This is a genomic window from Erwinia sorbitola (assembly GCF_009738185.1).
GTDB lineage: Bacteria > Pseudomonadota > Gammaproteobacteria > Enterobacterales > Enterobacteriaceae > Erwinia > Erwinia sorbitola.
The window spans coordinates 1,728,966-1,747,106 of record NZ_CP046509.1 but is presented as its reverse complement, the minus strand read 5'-3'; the positions used below and the strand labels follow the sequence as shown (position 1 = coordinate 1,747,106).

At 42.6% G+C, this 18,141-nt stretch carries 14 protein-coding genes and 1 pseudogene; 8 read left to right on the top strand and 7 right to left on the bottom strand.

Annotated features, from left to right (window positions below; all coding sequences use genetic code 11):
* The first annotated feature begins 31 nt into the window (after nt 1-31).
* From GN242_RS07885 to GN242_RS07870, 4 genes and pseudogenes are all read left to right on the top strand, one after another.
* Nucleotides 32-463 carry a LysR family substrate-binding domain-containing protein gene (locus GN242_RS07885; RefSeq protein WP_255476755.1) on the top strand — a complete coding sequence of 144 codons (432 nt, stop codon included), beginning with the start codon at nt 32-34 and terminating at the stop codon, nt 461-463.
* 163 nt (nt 464-626) lie between these two features.
* A pseudogene (locus GN242_RS07880) lies at nt 627-775 on the top strand (integrase); the annotation flags it as partial.
* A 462-nt stretch (nt 776-1,237) separates the two neighbouring features.
* Nucleotides 1,238-2,356, top strand: a complete 1,119-nt coding sequence (locus GN242_RS07875; protein ID WP_231617141.1) for a reverse transcriptase family protein — start codon at nt 1,238-1,240, stop codon at nt 2,354-2,356.
* Nucleotides 2,357-2,372: 16 nt separating this feature from the next.
* On the top strand, nt 2,373-3,119 hold the full coding sequence (locus GN242_RS07870) for a retron Ec48 family effector membrane protein (protein ID WP_156287233.1): 747 nt from the start codon (nt 2,373-2,375) through the stop codon (nt 3,117-3,119).
* A 672-nt stretch (nt 3,120-3,791) separates the two neighbouring features.
* Here the strand turns inward: GN242_RS07870 and GN242_RS07865 are convergent.
* The 3 genes from GN242_RS07865 to GN242_RS07855 all read right to left on the bottom strand — a co-directional run bounded on the left by GN242_RS07865 (nt 3,792) and on the right by GN242_RS07855 (nt 6,951).
* Nucleotides 3,792-4,499 (bottom strand): hypothetical protein, encoded by a 708-nt coding sequence (locus tag GN242_RS07865; RefSeq protein ID WP_156287232.1) that lies wholly within the window; start codon nt 4,497-4,499, stop codon nt 3,792-3,794.
* Between the two features lie 546 nt (nt 4,500-5,045).
* Complete coding sequence (locus tag GN242_RS07860) at nt 5,046-6,419, bottom strand: RNA-directed DNA polymerase (RefSeq protein WP_156287231.1); 1,374 nt, start codon at nt 6,417-6,419, stop codon at nt 5,046-5,048.
* Entirely contained in the window at nt 6,412-6,951 is a 540-nt protein-coding gene (locus tag GN242_RS07855) for an SLATT domain-containing protein (protein WP_156287230.1), read from the bottom strand. Before GN242_RS07855 ends, GN242_RS07860 begins: the two co-directional genes overlap by 8 nt.
* A 543-nt stretch (nt 6,952-7,494) precedes the next feature.
* Between GN242_RS07855 and eruA the strand changes: the two genes are divergently transcribed.
* Both eruA and GN242_RS07845 read left to right on the top strand, forming a co-directional pair.
* A complete protein-coding gene (gene eruA / locus GN242_RS07850; protein ID WP_156287229.1) occupies nt 7,495-11,565 on the top strand; it encodes an NACHT domain-containing antiphage protein EruA in 4,071 nt (1,356 codons plus the stop codon).
* Between the two features lie 12 nt (nt 11,566-11,577).
* Complete coding sequence (locus tag GN242_RS07845; protein WP_156287228.1) at nt 11,578-13,188, top strand: LA2681 family HEPN domain-containing protein; 1,611 nt, start codon at nt 11,578-11,580, stop codon at nt 13,186-13,188.
* Between the two features lie 245 nt (nt 13,189-13,433).
* Here GN242_RS07845 and GN242_RS07840 read toward each other — a convergent pair whose 3' ends face one another.
* Nucleotides 13,434-14,636, bottom strand: a complete 1,203-nt coding sequence (locus tag GN242_RS07840) for an MFS transporter (protein ID WP_156287227.1) — start codon at nt 14,634-14,636, stop codon at nt 13,434-13,436.
* A gap of 61 nt (nt 14,637-14,697) precedes the next feature.
* Between GN242_RS07840 and GN242_RS07835 the strand changes: the two genes are divergently transcribed.
* Nucleotides 14,698-15,720: an AraC family transcriptional regulator gene (locus GN242_RS07835; RefSeq protein WP_156287226.1), complete on the top strand. Its 1,023-nt coding sequence runs from the start codon at nt 14,698-14,700 to the stop codon at nt 15,718-15,720.
* A gap of 205 nt (nt 15,721-15,925) precedes the next feature.
* Here the strand turns inward: GN242_RS07835 and GN242_RS07830 are convergent, their stop codons facing one another.
* Nucleotides 15,926-16,408: a cold-shock protein gene (locus tag GN242_RS07830; protein ID WP_154751596.1), complete on the bottom strand. Its 483-nt coding sequence runs from the start codon at nt 16,406-16,408 to the stop codon at nt 15,926-15,928.
* Between the two features lie 186 nt (nt 16,409-16,594).
* Here GN242_RS07830 and GN242_RS07825 point away from each other — a divergent pair, with 186 nt between their 5' ends.
* Nucleotides 16,595-17,293, top strand: a complete 699-nt coding sequence (locus GN242_RS07825) for an RluA family pseudouridine synthase (RefSeq protein ID WP_156287225.1) — start codon at nt 16,595-16,597, stop codon at nt 17,291-17,293.
* A 1-nt stretch (nt 17,294) separates the two neighbouring features.
* Here GN242_RS07825 and GN242_RS07820 read toward each other — a convergent pair whose 3' ends face one another.
* Entirely contained in the window at nt 17,295-17,834 is a 540-nt protein-coding gene (locus GN242_RS07820; RefSeq protein WP_154751598.1) for a DUF2058 domain-containing protein, read from the bottom strand.
* 60 nt (nt 17,835-17,894) lie between these two features.
* Nucleotides 17,895-18,140 (bottom strand): DUF2543 family protein, encoded by a 246-nt coding sequence (locus GN242_RS07815; protein WP_154751599.1) that lies wholly within the window; start codon nt 18,138-18,140, stop codon nt 17,895-17,897.
* Nucleotide 18,141: the final 1 nt, after the last annotated feature.

Below are 18,141 nucleotides of genomic sequence, written 5' to 3'. Positions count from 1 at the left end.
GCGGCCTCCCTCATTTTAAAAGGCTGATGACATCGAACAGGTCAATTTCGACAGCGATCGTCTGTGTATGGCTATCCCCAAAGATCACCCTTTCAGTAAGCGGTCAGACCTTACGCTTGCGGATCTTGCAGGAGAACCCTTTATTTTGTGGCCAATGCCTGAGGGGCGGAGCTTTCATCTGCAGGTTATCCGCCTTTGTGCTCAAGCCGGTTTTGTGCCGATGATTACTCAGGAAGCACATGGAATGCATGCCGTCTTGTCATTGGTGTCTGTGGGAGGAGGTGTATCTGACGTTCCTCAAAGTATGAGTGGCTTTCGAGGTGACCAGATTAGTTATCATCCCTTATCGGGTGCTGAAATTGAATTCGGTCTCGTCATCGGCTATCGCCACTTATCGCCATCAGCGCATGCCTTCGTTCTTTCTGCTGAAGAGAAGCAACAGGGTTTATCACCTTCACTATGAAAATTTACCAGCCGGCTGAGTGTTAATCTTTTGAAGGTGGTAGTAGTGAAGGACTGTCTGTTTCTGGCACTAACCAGCCCACTAAGGTGGAAAATGTTGGCTATGAACGAGGAGCAGACGTTCGCGATTCTTATTACTGTTGGTTAAAAGAGAACTCCCGGACAGGTTAACGAGTAGCACAGCTATGGATGAAGCAGGATTTAATGCTGATGTGATCGAAGCCGCGTTAGCAGATAACATAAAAATGAAGTTCGTAAGGCATATAATCGCTATACGTACCTGGAGCAACGTATAGGTTTAATGGAATGGTAGGGGATTTTTTCTGGCAACAGCACTGATTAATTAGTATGCGCATAATAACATTGGTAAAACTTTGACAGTTATATCAAATGAGTGTATATATAACCCCGCATTAGCGAACCGCTTTTTTGCAACAATCGGCTGAGATTACTTGTCTTTAATTGACTAATGCCGCAAGGCGCTTAGTTTGACTAAGCTATTCGGGAGAGGGCCCCGCGCACACCCCTCTCTCGGCTACGCAGAGTAGAGTTGGACGGTAAGCTCGATCATGGGGATTATGGCAGTTGTCAGTTATAGCCGATAAAAGCAACATAACCCCCAGTCCTCTTTATTCGAGGTGATCGAGCTTATATTGTATAAAGGATTATAATGTCTCTTCATATACGCCATACTAAAAAGAACACTGTCTCCGCAATAAACTCTATTGATTCATTATGTTCGACTCTGAGTATAACAAGATCCGAACTTGAAACAGTGTTAACAACTCCTGATCAAGAAAGATATACTTCTTCTGAAGTTGAAAAAAGTGATGGTAGTACAAGGAATGTTTATAATCCAAAATCATTGATTAGAAAAATTCAACGTCGCATAAACAGGAGGATATTTAATATATACACTCCGAAAGGACGAGAAAAAAAGAACCCTCCTATTATTTGGGCATCGTATCTATTTGGTTCAATTCCAAATCAATTTTTGGATGAAAATATTGAACAAAAAGATTACATTGCATGCGCGCGAGTTCATTGCCAATCGAAGAGCCTTTTAAAAGTAGACATTAAAAATTTTTTCGATAATGTTCAAGCAATACATGTTGAGAGTATTTTCTCTAATTTTTTCTTTTTTAGCGATGATGTATCAAAGGTTTTGACAAATATCTGCTGTTATGAGGGACATTTAGTGCAAGGAGCTTTAACGTCAAGCTATTTATCTTGCTTATGTCTACATGACGTTGAATGGAAGATTGTTGATAGGTTATCTCGAAAGAATTTAAGGTATACTCGCTTAGTTGACGATATAACAGTATCATCAACTGTGTCTAATTATGACTTTTCATATGCAAAAGATATAATTATTAATATGCTACATGAGAAAGATTTACCTGTTAATTTAAAAAAAACCCAACAGTATTATATATCGACTACTCCATTAACAGTTCACGGATTGCGTGTTTCATTTTCCGAGCCTCGTCTCCCTTCAGATGAGGCAAAACGTATTAGAGCATCCGTGCGCAATATTGAAAGCTTAGCTGCTGAAAGAAATTACCGTACAACACATGCTTATAGAAAGGACTTCAACAGATGCATGGGCCGAGTAAATAAACTTAAGCGAGTAAATCACTCTCAATATGAAAGCTTAGTAAATCGACTGTTTAAACTTTTCCCTTTACCATCAAAAAAAGATCTTGATAGAGTGTCTATTTCCTTAGCCAACCTTGAAGATGATTTTCATAAAGGCAAGCATGATACTTATTGGTATTGGAAAAGATATCATAGAGTACATGAGCGCATAAACATTTTACAACGAACCTTTGTGCGTGAAGCTACTATATTTCGCAATAAAACAAAAGTTATAAAACCGAGCTATATACAATAATCTTCAGGTTAAAGTAATGAAAAGTTTTTTTAAAAGTTATATCCTTCTAAAAAAAATTAATTCACACCCTCTTAGAACCTTGCTTCTATGTTTGATTGCTATCATTTCTCTGGGCACTATATTTTTTGTAACTTCATTTATTTCAACTGGAATGCAAGAAGGTTATTTTAGTCGAAACTTTTGTTTCCATAACACTTGCATTTTAAATTTCACCAAAGGCTACTCCCAGTCGATATTAATATTACAAGCAACTTTCATAATATTGGGATTAGTAGCAAGCATAGGTGGTATAGTTGTTGCTTTGCTTGGGTATACTAATAGTGTCAGCGTGTCAGCTCTCGGCAACCATATATCGCACTTTAAGATATTTCAAGAGTACTTATCATACGAGATAAATAAAAGAGATCGTCTATCCGCATCTTCATTTGATATATTCAAATGGTATAATATTATTTTTAACAAGTCTCGTTCTGGCTCGACATCCATATCTGAAGACTATTGCGAACTGATTATAAAAATAAACAACGCTATAAGTAACTCAAATACTGCATGTACACAAGCCAAATCAGGTTCTTTCTCTTACGTAAAGCATCAAAATAATATCACAACCTTGCTTCGAGATTTTGGAATAATCCATCCTCGATTGCCTAGAAATGATTACTATGAGGTTGAAGATCAAGTTTTTGAATTGATAAATAATATAAATAGAGAGTTTTGTTATTCATCATCCATAGAACCATTAGTAAAAAGACTGTATAGATAATTATTACGTACAATTAAAGTGGCTAAATATTTACTGAATCATTACCAAGAGCGCGCAGTACCCTCCCCACCACGCACGATCGCTTCTAGGGGCGCTTTAGGGCCGGATCTGATGGTTGTCAGAATAACCAGATCATCGAAGCATAATGAATATCTCCTCCGCTGGCCAGATGAACAGATAGCACATCACCATTTATTTACATAAAGCTGTGGAACTGTCCCCGGATAAGATAAATACCACTTCATCGTTCGTTATAGGTGACTACGGGTTAATCAATACGATTGTGGTTGATAGAGAAACAGATGAGAAGTGGGTTAGTAGTATTTAAGAAAAAGGCACCACGATATGAAAGCGTCATTATAGGTAGCTGACTAATTCATCCAAAAATGAATATGTCAGCTTTTGGCACAGAACGGACGAGGAGCTGCAGGCCCGCTATGAGCGAGGAGTGGACATTTCGGCTTGAATTCTGAGCTCGCTTTCTGATTTTTGGTTTAAATATCGGAAATTGACCTAAAAATTTACCTGTCTCATAGGTTCTAATTGCTTAAGAAAATCCAAGATACTTAAGCTATTATGCTGATTATATTTGAGTCAGGGGTAGCTTCGATTTTGGAGCTTCAGTGCAATTGTTATCATATTCGAAACAAGTATTTTTAGTAATGCCTCAGACTAATCATCAGTAGGTGAAACATCAGGAGTGTAAAATTGATCATAAGTACCTTTTTGATACCAAAATAATTTACCTTGTGGCCGTACAATCTCAGTTAGAAACTTATCACCTACGGCTGTTCTTTTTTTAAGAGCTTGCTCTTGAAGCTTTTTAACTATGATAATCATTTCTTTAATTAAATCTTGGGAAAGGTCAGGTTGCCTTAATTCCGTGTAGAGTTGAGGCTCCATATCAGAATATATATCAGGATGCAGCACTAGACTTACCTTTACACTTTCAAAGCCAATGCCACTGTGAGCTGTGAAGTTATGCCGCATTTCCATAATCGTGTCATGAGTTTCTCTGTGCTCTTCAGGAACGTTAACTCTATCATACTTAAGCCCTCTACCTTTGCTTGCTGTGAAGCATTTACCGTAGAAAGTTAAAGCCGCAACAAAATAACCTTTAACTAAATCCATTTGCTGTGGGTTTTCGTATCGAGCAAAAGGCCCTGGATTTATACTCTCAATCTCATTTAGCCATACAAGTACGCTGCGTAAATCCTTCTCGATAAGCGTATAACCAGCATACTGTTTAACTAACTTTTCCTCTCCGACCTTTACAACCGGCGCTCTTTTACCTAGATAATAGTAGTGATGGTGTCCTTCATAAGCGTGAAAATCGATTTCTTTAACAGTCCAACCATCAGACATTGTCTTTTTTGTCACTCTACACATTTTCATTCATTCGTTTTCCTAAACTAAAAATTTATCTATACGCTATCTAATATATCGTTCTGATCTCTTTTAGAGAAGTAGTAAAATTTCACTCTCCAATACACATCATTAGTTCCTATCAGTTCTTATATAAATGGGTTTGCAACGCCCGCTTCTGGCACTGAACGGACAAATTTGTGCCGTCTAAGGTCTTAGAGCCTGAAACAGAAGTTGGTGACTATAAGATGGCTAATAGAGGCGCGACGATTCATTCACCGTATTCAACAGCCTGAGCAGCGTCTCAAAACATCCATCCCAAAGGTTAACCGCCCAATGATTTATCACACTCATAACAACCTCTATAAACATGATGGCATAAGGAGGCAAGTGTGACAAAAGCGTTAGATTCGCTCAGCAAACAATCAGAAATTGGAAGATGAAACTATCTTTCTAAATCAAAAAGCCAAATAACTTACGAAATGTTAAGAAGTGATGGTATTGTTTTACATAAGGGGGAGAGCCCCCTGTAGTCGAGATAAATAAATTTAATGTTGAACGCTATGAAAAACCGGCGATATCCTGCTCAAGCTCTTTGACAGAGGAGACAATTTTGTAATTAAACATTCTTACTACTGCCGCATTGCTTAGCTTACTTGCTTCTTCAGTTCCAACCCATAAAGAAACTATCGCTCTTTGTTCCTCGACTGATAAATCATCAAAGTTTGGGATGTATTTGTGAGAGCTTTTATCCCCTCGATGCCACTCGTAGAATGTTTTAATTAGTGATTTCGGTTTAATAATATCTTTTACTTCAAACCGCTTAATCAACTTTGTTATAGTATGATTAACGGCTCGGAGCTGGGTTGTACTAGATATTTGAGAGAAGTAAGCCACCCACCCCATACGCTTCCCATCAAAAACACATCCAGTAATGCGTAAATTAAGCTTCCATTGACAGTAGGCTATTGCCCGTTGTTTATCTTTATTATTTTTTGCTTTAGCTAATGCATGTCGATAAGCGGTAAATATTTTTGCAAGTGATGATTCAAAGCGCAATATACTATCTTTTTTGATTGCAATCCCTTTTTCGCTTACCCCATAACCTAAAAAATTAAAAACCTCACTCAACCCCCCAACTTTTGATTTTGAATCAACGCCACCAATGGGATGTGGGGAAAGACCTATATATTCCAGTTCGCCTATAATTGCATCAGCAACTTCAGCAGATTTTCCAGACTTGGTAAGGATAAGGATGTCGTCTACATAACGTTTATACCAAATATTTGGAATGAGGCTGATTTTTTCGTCAATATTTTGCAATGCAATTTCCGCTAAAACATTGGAAATAGATAATCCTTGAGGTACTCCGGTTCCATTTTTCATTGAACCTTTACTTCCTGTAGACTCACTGACTGTCGGAGTTGAAATAGCATTACTGATAAGTGTTCTGAACTCAACTTTTCTGATCTTGTTTTTTATCGAGCTTTCAATTAATTTGTGGGGAATAGAAGGGTAAAAATTTTTGAGATCAATTTTAGCAAATTCGGTATATTGTCCAGAGTCAATAGCATCTTTAAGTGATTCTATTACTATTTGTGGCAGTGATAGCTTTGCATTCGGAAAGACTTCTGAGAGAGACTCACATAGAGCTCGAAGAGTGATTCGGTCTCGAACAGTTGGAATAGAAATCTGTCGGGGAAATGAATATGCCCCCTTCGATACTAACTTTTCCTTATAGGCAGTAAATTTATAGCTTCCATCAGTAACTTTCCTAGCAATCAATGACAATTCAGTAGCATGATTTTTCTCAAAACCATTTGGTCTAACTCGATCAATGCCAATAGCACCTGACTCTTTAATTTTGTCGAAATAAATTTTCTTTAAATTTTTTACTGTAAAACATCTCTTAAAACTACGCACAGCACTACTCATAGAGGTACCACGCAACTATAACCGGGGTAGTATAGAAAATGAGTAAAACAACATACTTGAACACTGTAAAAAAATATACTTGGAAATATTCCTTTCTCCCTGGCTGCCGAGACGTCAACTGTAATGCATTGCGTACACGGGACGTCTTATCGTCCATATCTCGGTGATTTTCCACATCATTCATTAACTCATCATATTTAACGATATCGTCTGGTTGAACGGCATTTCTTGTATTTATAACATTGTATAAATGTTGCAATGCCAAATAATTTTTTCGCATATTCAACGCCCTGCCGCGGAAATCTCGATTTGCAACAGACAGCGATACACCAAGCAATGCAATAGACAAAATCGCGCCAAAAATATCTGTATTTTTACCCAGTAATGTTGGGTATCGAATTGCAACAACTGCTAACGCAGCACCTAAGATAGCGTACCAAACCAGAAGAAATTGCGAATGTGTATCCATCCATTCTAACCGATGGTGTGCCTGAATCCGTGCCTTATAGGTAAACCATACCTTGTCGAGCATGAACATCTCCATGTGAAAAGGGGAGAGAGACAGGGAAATTTGAATACTTATTGAACATCCCGCAGGATCAGTGAGCAGAAGCTCAACAGCTTACGCTGTTCTTTATCAGAGCCGCCCTTACCAAAAAGTAAGAGGAAGAACCTGTCTCTCTTACTATAAGTTATATCACCAACCCCAATAATAAATCAACTTAATATCATAGGGTTAAGTTGAAAAAGTTTCTTTTGAAATACCTCAACTGAGGATTGTTGCATATATTAAAGCAAGCGAAAAAATATTGGCCTGTGCCCCTCCAATTAATGCGGTGCAGATTTACTAACATCCGCTTCTGGCACGGAGCGGACAGCCTGACACTGTGGGGTCTGCTACGAGCGAGGATCGGAAGTTAGCAACTCCAACAACTACAAGACTAACATTGAGTTGTCTTACCCAACGGGGTGCAGGTCAGGTTTACTGTATCGGCTGAAAGTCTATGGTAAATTTGGAGTAAAACCTGCCATACAGATTTGGTAGAACCAAAATAGATACTCAGGAGCCTATAGAATGCTAAACAGGCAAGTCAGGCAAATCTATCCTCTACAGGATAAAGATACCCAAACGGTGGTATTTAGTGATTATTCTCACTTTCCGAATATTGTTCTGCTTGGTGATCCTGGTGCTGGAAAAACGCACCTCTTCAAACAGTTTGCGGCATTGCAAGAGGCAAAATATCTTACAATACGTCACTTCTTAAGTGGCGTACCTATTGATAATCAGAAAACATTATTCATCGATGCATTAGATGAGAAGAGGAGTGCCAGTAACAGTAGTGACGTTGTAGATGACATCGTCCGTAGGCTTTTTTCCCAAACGCCACAAAATGTCAGAATTTCTTGTCGCTCTCAGGATTGGTTAGGCGAATCAGACTTGTCAGCATTTTTACCCTATTTTGAGCAGACTGGAGGCTATGTTGTTTTACATTTGCAATCGCTGTCAAAAGAAGAGCAGACTGCGATTCTACAAGCTAATGGTGTAGAACACCCCGAAGCGTTTCTGGCTGAAGCAGAAAAACATGCCGCCAGCGAATTTCTTTACAACCCACAAAATCTGCTAATGCTGGCTGAAGCCGTTAAAGAAGGAAACTGGCCCCGTACAAGGTCTGAACTTTTCCACTCTGCAACACAGTTCCTTTTAACTGAACATAGCCGAGAGCATACGCGGCTAACTTCAGGAATTTATACCTGCGACGAATTAGAGTATCCTGCTGGATCGATTTGCGCGTTGCGCATATTGAGTGATGTTTCCGGAGTTTCTCTGCTTCCGAACGATATCCGACCAGAATACCCCAGTTCCAGAACCATCTCGTTCTTCTCACATGAAATAATTAGAGCAGCGTTATCGAGGCGGGTTTTTTCTGCCGGAGATGAGCTTGAGACTGTTGAGTACAGCCATAGGACAATTGCTGAGTATTTAGCGGCAAAATGGTTAGCCGGGATCGTTGACAAAGGGCTACCCATGGGACGTTTGAGAAGTATGCTGGGATTTGAGGGGTATCCGTCTTCAGAATTGAGAGGTTTACACGCATGGCTAGCGGTCTTTTTACCACAATACGCCCAGGTATTCATTGAAGCCGATCCTTACGGCGTTCTGACCTATGGCGATGCAGCTTCATTACCGATAGCGGAAAAAAAAAATCTATTGGTGGCGCTGTCAAAACTTTCAGAACGTGACCCTTGGTTTAGAAATCATGGTCTCAATTCATATCTGAATGGCTTCGCGACGGTAGAGATGGAAGCTCAATTGCGACAGATAGTCCGCGATCCTCATTCGTCATTTTCTCTGCGGATGATCGTTTTGGAATCCTTATCGGTGGCAACACCGATAGTCGCACTGAGTGATGACTTAATTAATATTGCCAAATCGGAGGATTCATCGTATGCGGAAAAAGAGGAATCAATAACGGCATTAATCCATTTTGGAGTGTCTGGTCAGAAATTTTCAGTACGTTTTTTTTCGGAGTTAAAAGACAAAAATCACGATAGCATCCGGTTACGCAACCATATCATTCAGTTGCTTTATAAAGATTACTTTACACCGCAGGATATAGCACAACTGCTGATTGATACATTAAACATAACCAGTGAGCGATTACCGATAGGCGCGTTATGGCGGCTGAATAATATTGTACCGACTGCTGATCTGCTCGCTATCTTTGAGCATCTCGAACGGTACCACACCGCTCACAGTAAATACTGGTATTCTTCAGCTAAAAATCATTATGAGATTGTGCATTTTCTGAAAGCTGGATTATTGCAGATACTGAGCGAGAAGAATGGTTACAGCACATCTCAGATATGGTTGTGCCTAAAAACGTTCTATAGCTACTCCCATAATCACCACTATGGCGGTTATGACAATGTGCAGAAATCTATCGTTCAGGAGATAAAAAACCGTAGCTGGCAATATGAAGATATTATAGACGCCGCCATTCTTTCATTTACACGCTATAACACTCATTACGTGTTCTTACATGAATTTGGTGGAAGCACCTTCCATCTTATTCCTGATGAAATTTTGCTGGCACGTTTTATCCACTATTTATCCCATGCTGAAGCTGATTCAGAAAAAATTGAATGTATTTATCGACTGACATTTCCGGTCCTTTACCGATGTGCCAAGCCATCCCAAGATACGTTTGAATTTCTTTCTGCGTACTGCCATTTAAATGTAAAGTTGACTACTGTGTTTGAGACTTCCATCGTCTGCGAGATTGACGATTGGAGAGTAAAACATAATCTTAACAAAATAGCGTATGAGAAAGAACGAAACGCGGCGCGTTATGAAGATAGGCACAGTTTCGAGTTATGTCGTCAGGAAATTGTGTCGGGCCAACATTTGGAGTGGCTCAAACATATTTCCTATATTTACTATTCGAAATACAGCGATGTTGATGACAAATTGATGCCAGTGCAGCGCTGTGCAGACATATTAGGTGCCGCAAACGTCACTGATGCGATATCCGGTCTTTTAGCGATTTTAAATCGTTCAGATCTGCCCACAATTGACGAGTTGAATTGTGCTTTACTGAAGAGGGAGTATTACGGATGGTGGTATGCAGTACTGGCAGGAAGCGATGAGTTATTTAAAAAACATACTGATGTTACACAATGGAACGAAGATTTATTAACAACGCTATTGGCTCTGGATGTGATATTAGCACTTTTCACCAAAGACAATAATGTTGTAAGTAATTATTCATTACCGTGGAAAAAGGATGTGATACTTAACAAAACAGCATTTTTCATCAAAACCTATTACCACATTATCAATTTCTGCATTAATAATCAGTTGCAAGATATCCGTGCACTTAACTATCTGTTAAATGATACCTGTATTCCAATCGACTATGCCGTTCCTTTAGTTATGAGACTAATTAAAGAACACCCTGACGATGTTCTCCATTTACAAAACCTGGTGGGATGGTTGTTAGCGCATCCTGAGAGTCATGCAGAGTTGTTGCAGTTATCTGAGTTGATGATAGCGCAAGCCTCAAAACTTAAAAATCCAAGTTATCAAATTTGGCTTTTATGTACTTATTTATTCGCTCCAGACCAGTGTCAGGATCTATTTTTATCTGAATCAAAATCCGCGCCTGAAATGATAGCGCTCATTCGTCAACTAGCAGGTAAGGCGAAAATAGGTCGTGGGAGTAGTGAGCAGCGTTTATCACTAACACAATTGGAAGCGATCATCACTGTCTCTGCTACTCATTTTCCTAATGCAGATCGCGTTGCAAGAAACGACTCTAACTCAGCAAATAATTGGGAGTATGCTGATTTTATCAAAAGATTGATTGATGATGTTTCATCTTTTTCCTCATACGATGCCGGTGAAGTATTTGAACGTTTACTATTACTGCCAGAATGTACAAGTTACCGGGGTTATCTCTTGCACGCCCAAAGCAATCAGAAGGTGCGGTATCGGGAATCACAGTTTCAACACACTAACTGGAAGCAAGCGTTGAATACGCTTAAAAATAAGATCCCAGCTAATGTAATGGATCTCTATGCGTTATTGTTAGATCAGTTGCAGGATATCGCTAACCGAATTACTTATGAAAATACCGATATTTATAAACAGTTCTGGAATGAGAATGGCAATGGTAAAATTTTAGTGCCTAAGCCTGAAGAGAGCTGCCGGAATTTTTTTCTGGAGCTGCTTAGAGCACGACTCCATCCGTTACAAATAATCTGTGAGCCCGAAGGCCACATGGTTTCGGGTAAAAGGGCTGATATCATCATTTCACTTCCAGGAATAAAAATCCCCATTGAGATAAAGCGTGATTATCACCGGGACGTCTGGAGCGCGCTTAACGAGCAACTTGACCAACTTTATACTACCAATCCCGATGCCGCAGGCTACGGCATCTATCTGGTCTTCTGGTTTGGTGCTTCTCGACCAAGCGCTATCCCTCGCCCGGCGAAAGATACGCCCCCCCCAGTAAACGCCACGACAATGGAGGAGATTCTTAATGAAGCTGTGCTAATGGTTAAGCGAGACCGCCTGTCTGCAATAGTAATTGACGTATCAGGTGAGGCTAATTCGACAGTTGAAACGCAAAAATCATCTATGTAAGGAAAATGAATCATGATTACAAAAGAACTTGTAGATGAAAGCCTCAATATTCACCGACTGGTTGATTGTGGTGATTTTGACCTGGCATACCAGCAATCCGTTGTATTCTTGGAAAAACTGGGGAAAATAACGATCAAAGGTGAAAATTATTTTATAGTGCTGGGGAATGTGGCTGGCGGTCTTGTTGATATTGGGCAAATGAGCAACCATAAAAATGCAGCAGATCTTGGTTTTAAGCTGATGGATGATAACAAGGAAGCATTAGCGCATGTACAAGGAGAGAGCCATTTTTATTATAATTATGGTAATGCCTTGTCTAATAAGATAAGTGTCGATAATCCTCGCGACCACACATTCCAGTCAATAGAAGAACTTGTTTCGTTAAAAAACATCTACTGGCGAGCCTTTAGATTCTCCTCACAAGAGAGCGAAGAGTTTCAGGCGGAACTGTCCGTTAATCTGGCCAATTCGCTAAGAAGTCAATTTAGGCTGAGTGAGGCACTGAGATATTATGATCTCACTAATCGCAAGGGATTAGATATACCACAGTCTTGGGTCAATCGTTCTGCCGCGCTCATTGAGCTAAACCTTGTTTCATCTTCATACTCTATTAAACAATTGAAAGAGATACGAAAAGGTTATATTAATGCATCTGTTTCCAAAAAAAAACCTCCACAATGGGAATCATTCTATCTTGGACGCATAGCACAAACAAACGATAAAATAGAAAAATGTATATCAGCAGACGGCGAAACGGACAAACATGATGACATGCTCACGCAACAGGAGTTTGACGCATTGAGTGCATACAGGCAATTCTGCCTAATAAATCATCTGACGCTGTCCGAGCACGGTCTTTATTGCCCCTGTGTGGGGAGTGCCACCGATAATCTTGTCATCTCTTCTTCTGGTGTAACCGGTGATTTTATTATTCCAATGGAGATGGCTTTAAACCGCTTTAAATCGGAATTTTCATTTGCCCGCCATCTCTATTTTGAATACCTTTACCCTCAGGATACGGATGAAATTAAAGAAGAATGCCATTTTCTGGAGTTACATAATGACGAGATCTTAGGCATTGATATTGAGAAGATCAGAACGGCATTTCGTCTGTGTTTTGGTATTCTCGATAAGATTGCGGTATGTATCTGTGAACTTCACAAAGTTTATCCACCTGCAAAGAAAGGCGGGTTACAGAAACATATCTATTTTCAAAACTTCTGGCAGTTAGACGTTGATAACAGAAGACAACGGTTTGAGGATATAAAGTCACCTGGACTTTTAGCATTATACAGTATTGCTACTGACCTGAATAAAAATAAAGGTGGCGAATTGGCTTTTTATAAAGAGTGGCGCAATGGTCTAGAACATAAATTTTTGGTGGTACACAAAAGTGATAAAGCAGAAGATCTTTACCAGTCTTATAAATTGATTAAAGATATTCTTTTTATCAAAGAGGATGAGTTTATTCACCATTTCGATCAGTTGATTCAGATTACCCGTTCAGCAATATTTTCATTTGCCTTTATGGTTAGATATGAAGGTGAGAAACAAAAAAAAGAGAATATTCCTTATATTACCAATGAACTGCATATGAAGAAGTATTCGTCAGAACCTAAGTAAAAGGAAGCAAGCGAAGCACTATGTAAACCCCGCTGCAAAACTACCCATCCACTATTAGAGAGTCTTTGGCACTCCAGCTTCCGCTCCTGGCACTAACCCGCCCGTTAAGTTGGGAAATATCCGCTATGAGCGAGGAGCGGACAACAGATAAAGCGTCAAGGGGTTAAGAAATCCCGCTGTTTTTTTCAAGCCAGCCAACTGGTTCAGCTGGCCGTCATGTGAAAGCGGTGTTATCTGGTGAGTGGTCAGGTCAGCGCTACCCGCACCTTCAGTCCAATAACCAGTGTGGCGATAAACATTATGCACCCAGCGGTGATGAAAACACCGGTTACACCACTGATACCAAAGAGTAAGCCTCCCAGCGCAGCACCGGCAGCAATTGAAGACTGAACAGCAGCCACTACCATGCCGCCGGCGGTTTCAGCCTGATCCGGAACGGAACGCGCTACCCAGTTTGACCACGCAACGGGCACGCCACCAAATGCCAGCCCCCATAACGCGACGAACAACATCAATCCTGTTTCCTCAAGTGGCAGTAAAATCATACTCAATGCCGCTAAACCGACAACCGCTGGCATCAATATAAGGGTAAGGCGAAGGCTTTTCTCCATCAACCACCCGGCCAGCAGCGTACCGATAAAATTAGCGACACCAAAGCCAAGCAGTATTAATGACAGGCGATCCACATCAAGTTGAGCAATATTTTCAAGAGCCGGACGAATATAGGTAAACAGCGCATACTGGCCAGTATGAGCAATCACACATCCCGTCATTCCCACCGCGATGCCGGGACGACGAAGCAAATCCATGACAGATGCCGTTATCATCATTTTACGCGGAGCCATACCAGGAAGGGTAAACAGCTGAAAGAGCAGTGTCAGTACGCCTACCGCAGTTGCCGCGAGAAAAGCACTACGCCAACCATAAAGCCCACCTAAATAGCTCCCCAGCGGGATTGAAACTACAGTACCGACGGCAATACCGCTAAAAATAATTGAGAGAGCACGCGGGACGCTTTTCGCAGGAACCAGCCGCATAGCTACGGCCGCAGCCATACTCCAGAAGCCTCCCAGCGCGATGCCCAGCAAAATGCGCATAACTAACAGAACAGCCAGACTGGATGAAAGTGCGACAAGCAGGTTGGAGGCAATCATCAGCACGGTAAAACCAAGCAAAACATTTCTGCGATCATAATTACGCGTCAGGCGCGGAACCATCAGGCCAGCAAACAGCGCCACCACCGCCGTTACCGTCACAGCCTGACCAGCAAGAGCTTCGGTCACATCGAGATCGGCGGCCATGGGTGTCAACAGGCTGGCAGGAAGATATTCTGCAGTCAGCAGGCCAAACACGCCCATAGTCAGTGAAATGACGGCCATCCATGCGGATTCTGTCGGTTCCGTACTATTCAAACCAGCGGATACAGCTTCAGTTGCTTCATTTCTCATAACACACTCTTCTTGGGGAAAATTACAGCTCCAAGTCTAGAGTTGTGCAGCTGGACGATCTATGATGCCACCTCTTGATTTTTTACCCGAAACTCTGATTATGCATGAGAATAAACATTTTGCCCTGTCATCCGAACTCATCAGTGAACTGCTGCTGGAAATGCGCCTGCGCGGCGTGCAGTATCGCCGTTTACAGACTGGCTCTGAGTTTGGCATTGGTTTTAGCAACCGAGCGGGACACGCCTATTTTCATTACATCGCCGTGGGTACTGCTCTGCTTCGCACAAACGACGGTACGTTGCACGAGCTGAAAGCAGGAAGCATGGTATTCATGCCGCAGGGTGAGGATCATCAGCTTATATCGGATGTCAGCCGTCCATTTCAACATATCGACACGTTAGGCGCTGCTCCTTTAGGGGAGGCCGTCAGCGGAATCAATACTTGCCCGAGTTCGCATCCGACACCCAGCACGGTTCTGTTTTATGGCTGTATGGAGTTTGATCTTGGTGGAATGCAGGGTCTTGGTAAACTGATGCCGCAAGCCATAGTGGTTGAGGCAAATGAACAGCTCTATCCGGGGCTGGTTCCAATTCTGGGCGCGATGAAATTTGAAATCTGTTCCGGACGCGCTGGCTTCGCGGGCATTCTGGCACGTCTCGCAGAAGTGGCGGCTGCCATGATCGTGCGCGGATGGATCGAAAACGGCAGCGAGAACGCCGCTGGCCTTATTGCTGCATTACGTGATCCACGACTTGCCCGGGCTATTCTGGCCATTCATCGTGATACGGGTCGGGAGTGGTCTGTTGCTGAACTTGCTGCTCAGTCGCATGTGTCACGTTCTGTTTTTGCTGAACGCTTTAAATCAGTTATCGGCATACCTCCCCTGCGCTATGCAAGGCAGGTGCGAATGCGCATCGCAGGTCACTGGATTATTCACGATAAGCTCTCAATTGACACGGTTGCTTTACGCCTCGGCTATGCCTCACAGGCAGCGTTTAGCAGGGCTTTTAAGCGCATCAATGGATATCCGCCCGGCGCTATGCGGCATCGACCAGCGAGAAGCGGGAATACAGTAACTGAGTGAACATTATCTTTATCATCTGCGGTTTTACTACAGGAGGCCGATCTCAACTGAGCAGGCATTTTCGTGGGCAGTTCAGGGCGTGGGGAAAAGGCGAAAATGGGAATTTATCACCGCAGACATGAGGGGCTAATCTCCTGAAGCAATAGCGAAATCCTGCGTCAATGGTGTTCAGCAGGATTTCGCCAGAGTTACCGTCAGGACGGTGTCAGATTTTAAGCATTTTCACCGTGCTATCCACGTCGATCTCATCTTCCGAGAAGATTAATGTCGTTCCCTGGAAGGTGGTGATCGCCAGTTTTTTCAGCGTGCGCATTTCATCCGGCTGACTGGTTGATTTTGGCCTGATACTACTCATCAGAATCCCCACCGACAGCACCGTATTTTCTTTATCAATGCGCGCATCGACAGGCACTTCTTCGCTATACACCAGGTAAGACTTAATCGACTTGAGCTTGAGGCGCTCACCCGCGATATAGATATAGTTGCTTTCCGGGGCAACTTTCACCGCATAAGCTGACAAACCCTTGCTGTTGGTGGTGGGTTCGAAAGTGACAGCCGCGTCTTTCTTAATCAGCTCAGGGTTGGCGACCTTAACCTCATGAAAATAACGGTTATCACCATTTTCATCTTTGATAAATCCAAAACCTTTATCTTTAAACCAGGTTGTGATCGTTCCGTTCATCGCCATTACCGCCTACTTAATCGTTTATCTGCTCAATTTTTGCAGCGCGCAGTGTAGAACACATTGCCTGCGGAGACTACGCCCGGATTTAAGTCTGGACGATAAATTTCAACGCTGCCAGGGCACAGCCAGATTCGCCTGTCGGCTAAAAATTGGTTATTATCCGCAGCCACTCCTCTGCCGGGCAGCCTGATGTCGACAATTTTTGATAATTTTATTGCCCCGCCGTGCCACGACGAGATAGAAATTCTTTATCAGGATGAGCATCTGCTGCTGATCAATAAACCCAGCGGGCTGCTCAGTCTGTCGGGAAAAAATGCGCAAAATCTCGATTCGGTGCATTACCGGCTGGTGCAGAGTTTTCCCGGCTGCACACTGGCTCATCGCCTTGATTTTGGCACTTCAGGGCTGATGGTGATTGCCCGCAATAAAGCGATCAATGCCGCACTCTGCCGGCAGTTCAGCCAGCGCACCGTGACCAAGATCTACAGCGCACTGCTCTGCGGGCATGTAGCGGACAATGAAGGCGTGATCGACGCGGCCATTGCCAAAGATCCGGCGCTATTTCCGCTGATGTCGATTTGCTCCGTTCACGGCAAGCCTGCACGTTCATGCTATCAGGTGGTTGAGCGCTTTTATCAGACGTCAGAGGATGGAACCTTACTGCCGTTGACGCGGGTACAGCTCACTCCGGAGACCGGCCGCACTCACCAGCTGCGCATTCACTGCCAGCAGCTGGGCCACCCTATTTTGGGCTGCGACCTGTACGGTGGCCGCCTGCTGCCAGGCACCGGGCAGACGCCGCGACTGATGCTTCACGCCAGCGAATTGCACTTTGAGCATCCTGTCAGCGCAGAGCGCATCGCCGCCCGTCATGCCAGCCCGTTCTGAATTACCACATCAAATCATCTGGCACTTTAAAATCAGCATACGGATCGTCTTCATCCTGCTCTTCCTGACTCAGCGCGCTATTTAAGACAATGCTGTTTGCATCTCGCTGCGCAATTTTGTCGGCTACGCTGGCAGGAATAATCGCGTACTGTTTCTCGCCGCCGTTATCCAAGGCCAGACCGGCAATAGCAAGACGCCCGTTAATCAGCTGAGTCTGCGTTAACTTATCCACCATTATTTTTTTAATCACATTATCGTCGGTGAAGTTAAAGCCGATATCGCCTTTTGAAATCTCAATTTTATTCATTTCAATCAGCTGCTTCACCTGAGCTTTATATTCTTTGGCTAAAGCAGCCTGTTTTTGCTGTTCGCTGAGTTGTTTATCGCGCTCGATCTGCGTTTTTTTATTTTCTTCCACAGCTTCCCGTGCTTCACGAGCCTGAGCGCGTGATTTTTTAGCCGTTCTCTGAACCTTAGCCATTTTTTTACTGGAGACTAATCCCGCTTTTAGCATCTGCTCTTGCAAGGTGAGTTTTGTCATCTTTGTGTCTAAATCCGTTAAATAATAAGTGGAACTGTACCTGTTATTTGCGAGGTAAGGCTACTCATTGCCCCACTGGTTCAGGAAAGTTGCGATATCATCAATACGCTGCGCGTTGATTCCAGCTTCACTGGCCATCTCCTGCTGCGCACTTTCACTGATCTCTTCGTTGTTCATTAAGCGGGTGATCAGCAGCTCGAAATAGCGCGCCAGGGGGTCGCGTTCTGACTCGCTGACCGGCGATGAGGATTCCGTCGCATACTCATCGGCGATATCATAATATTTTAGCGGGATGTCATTGTTCATA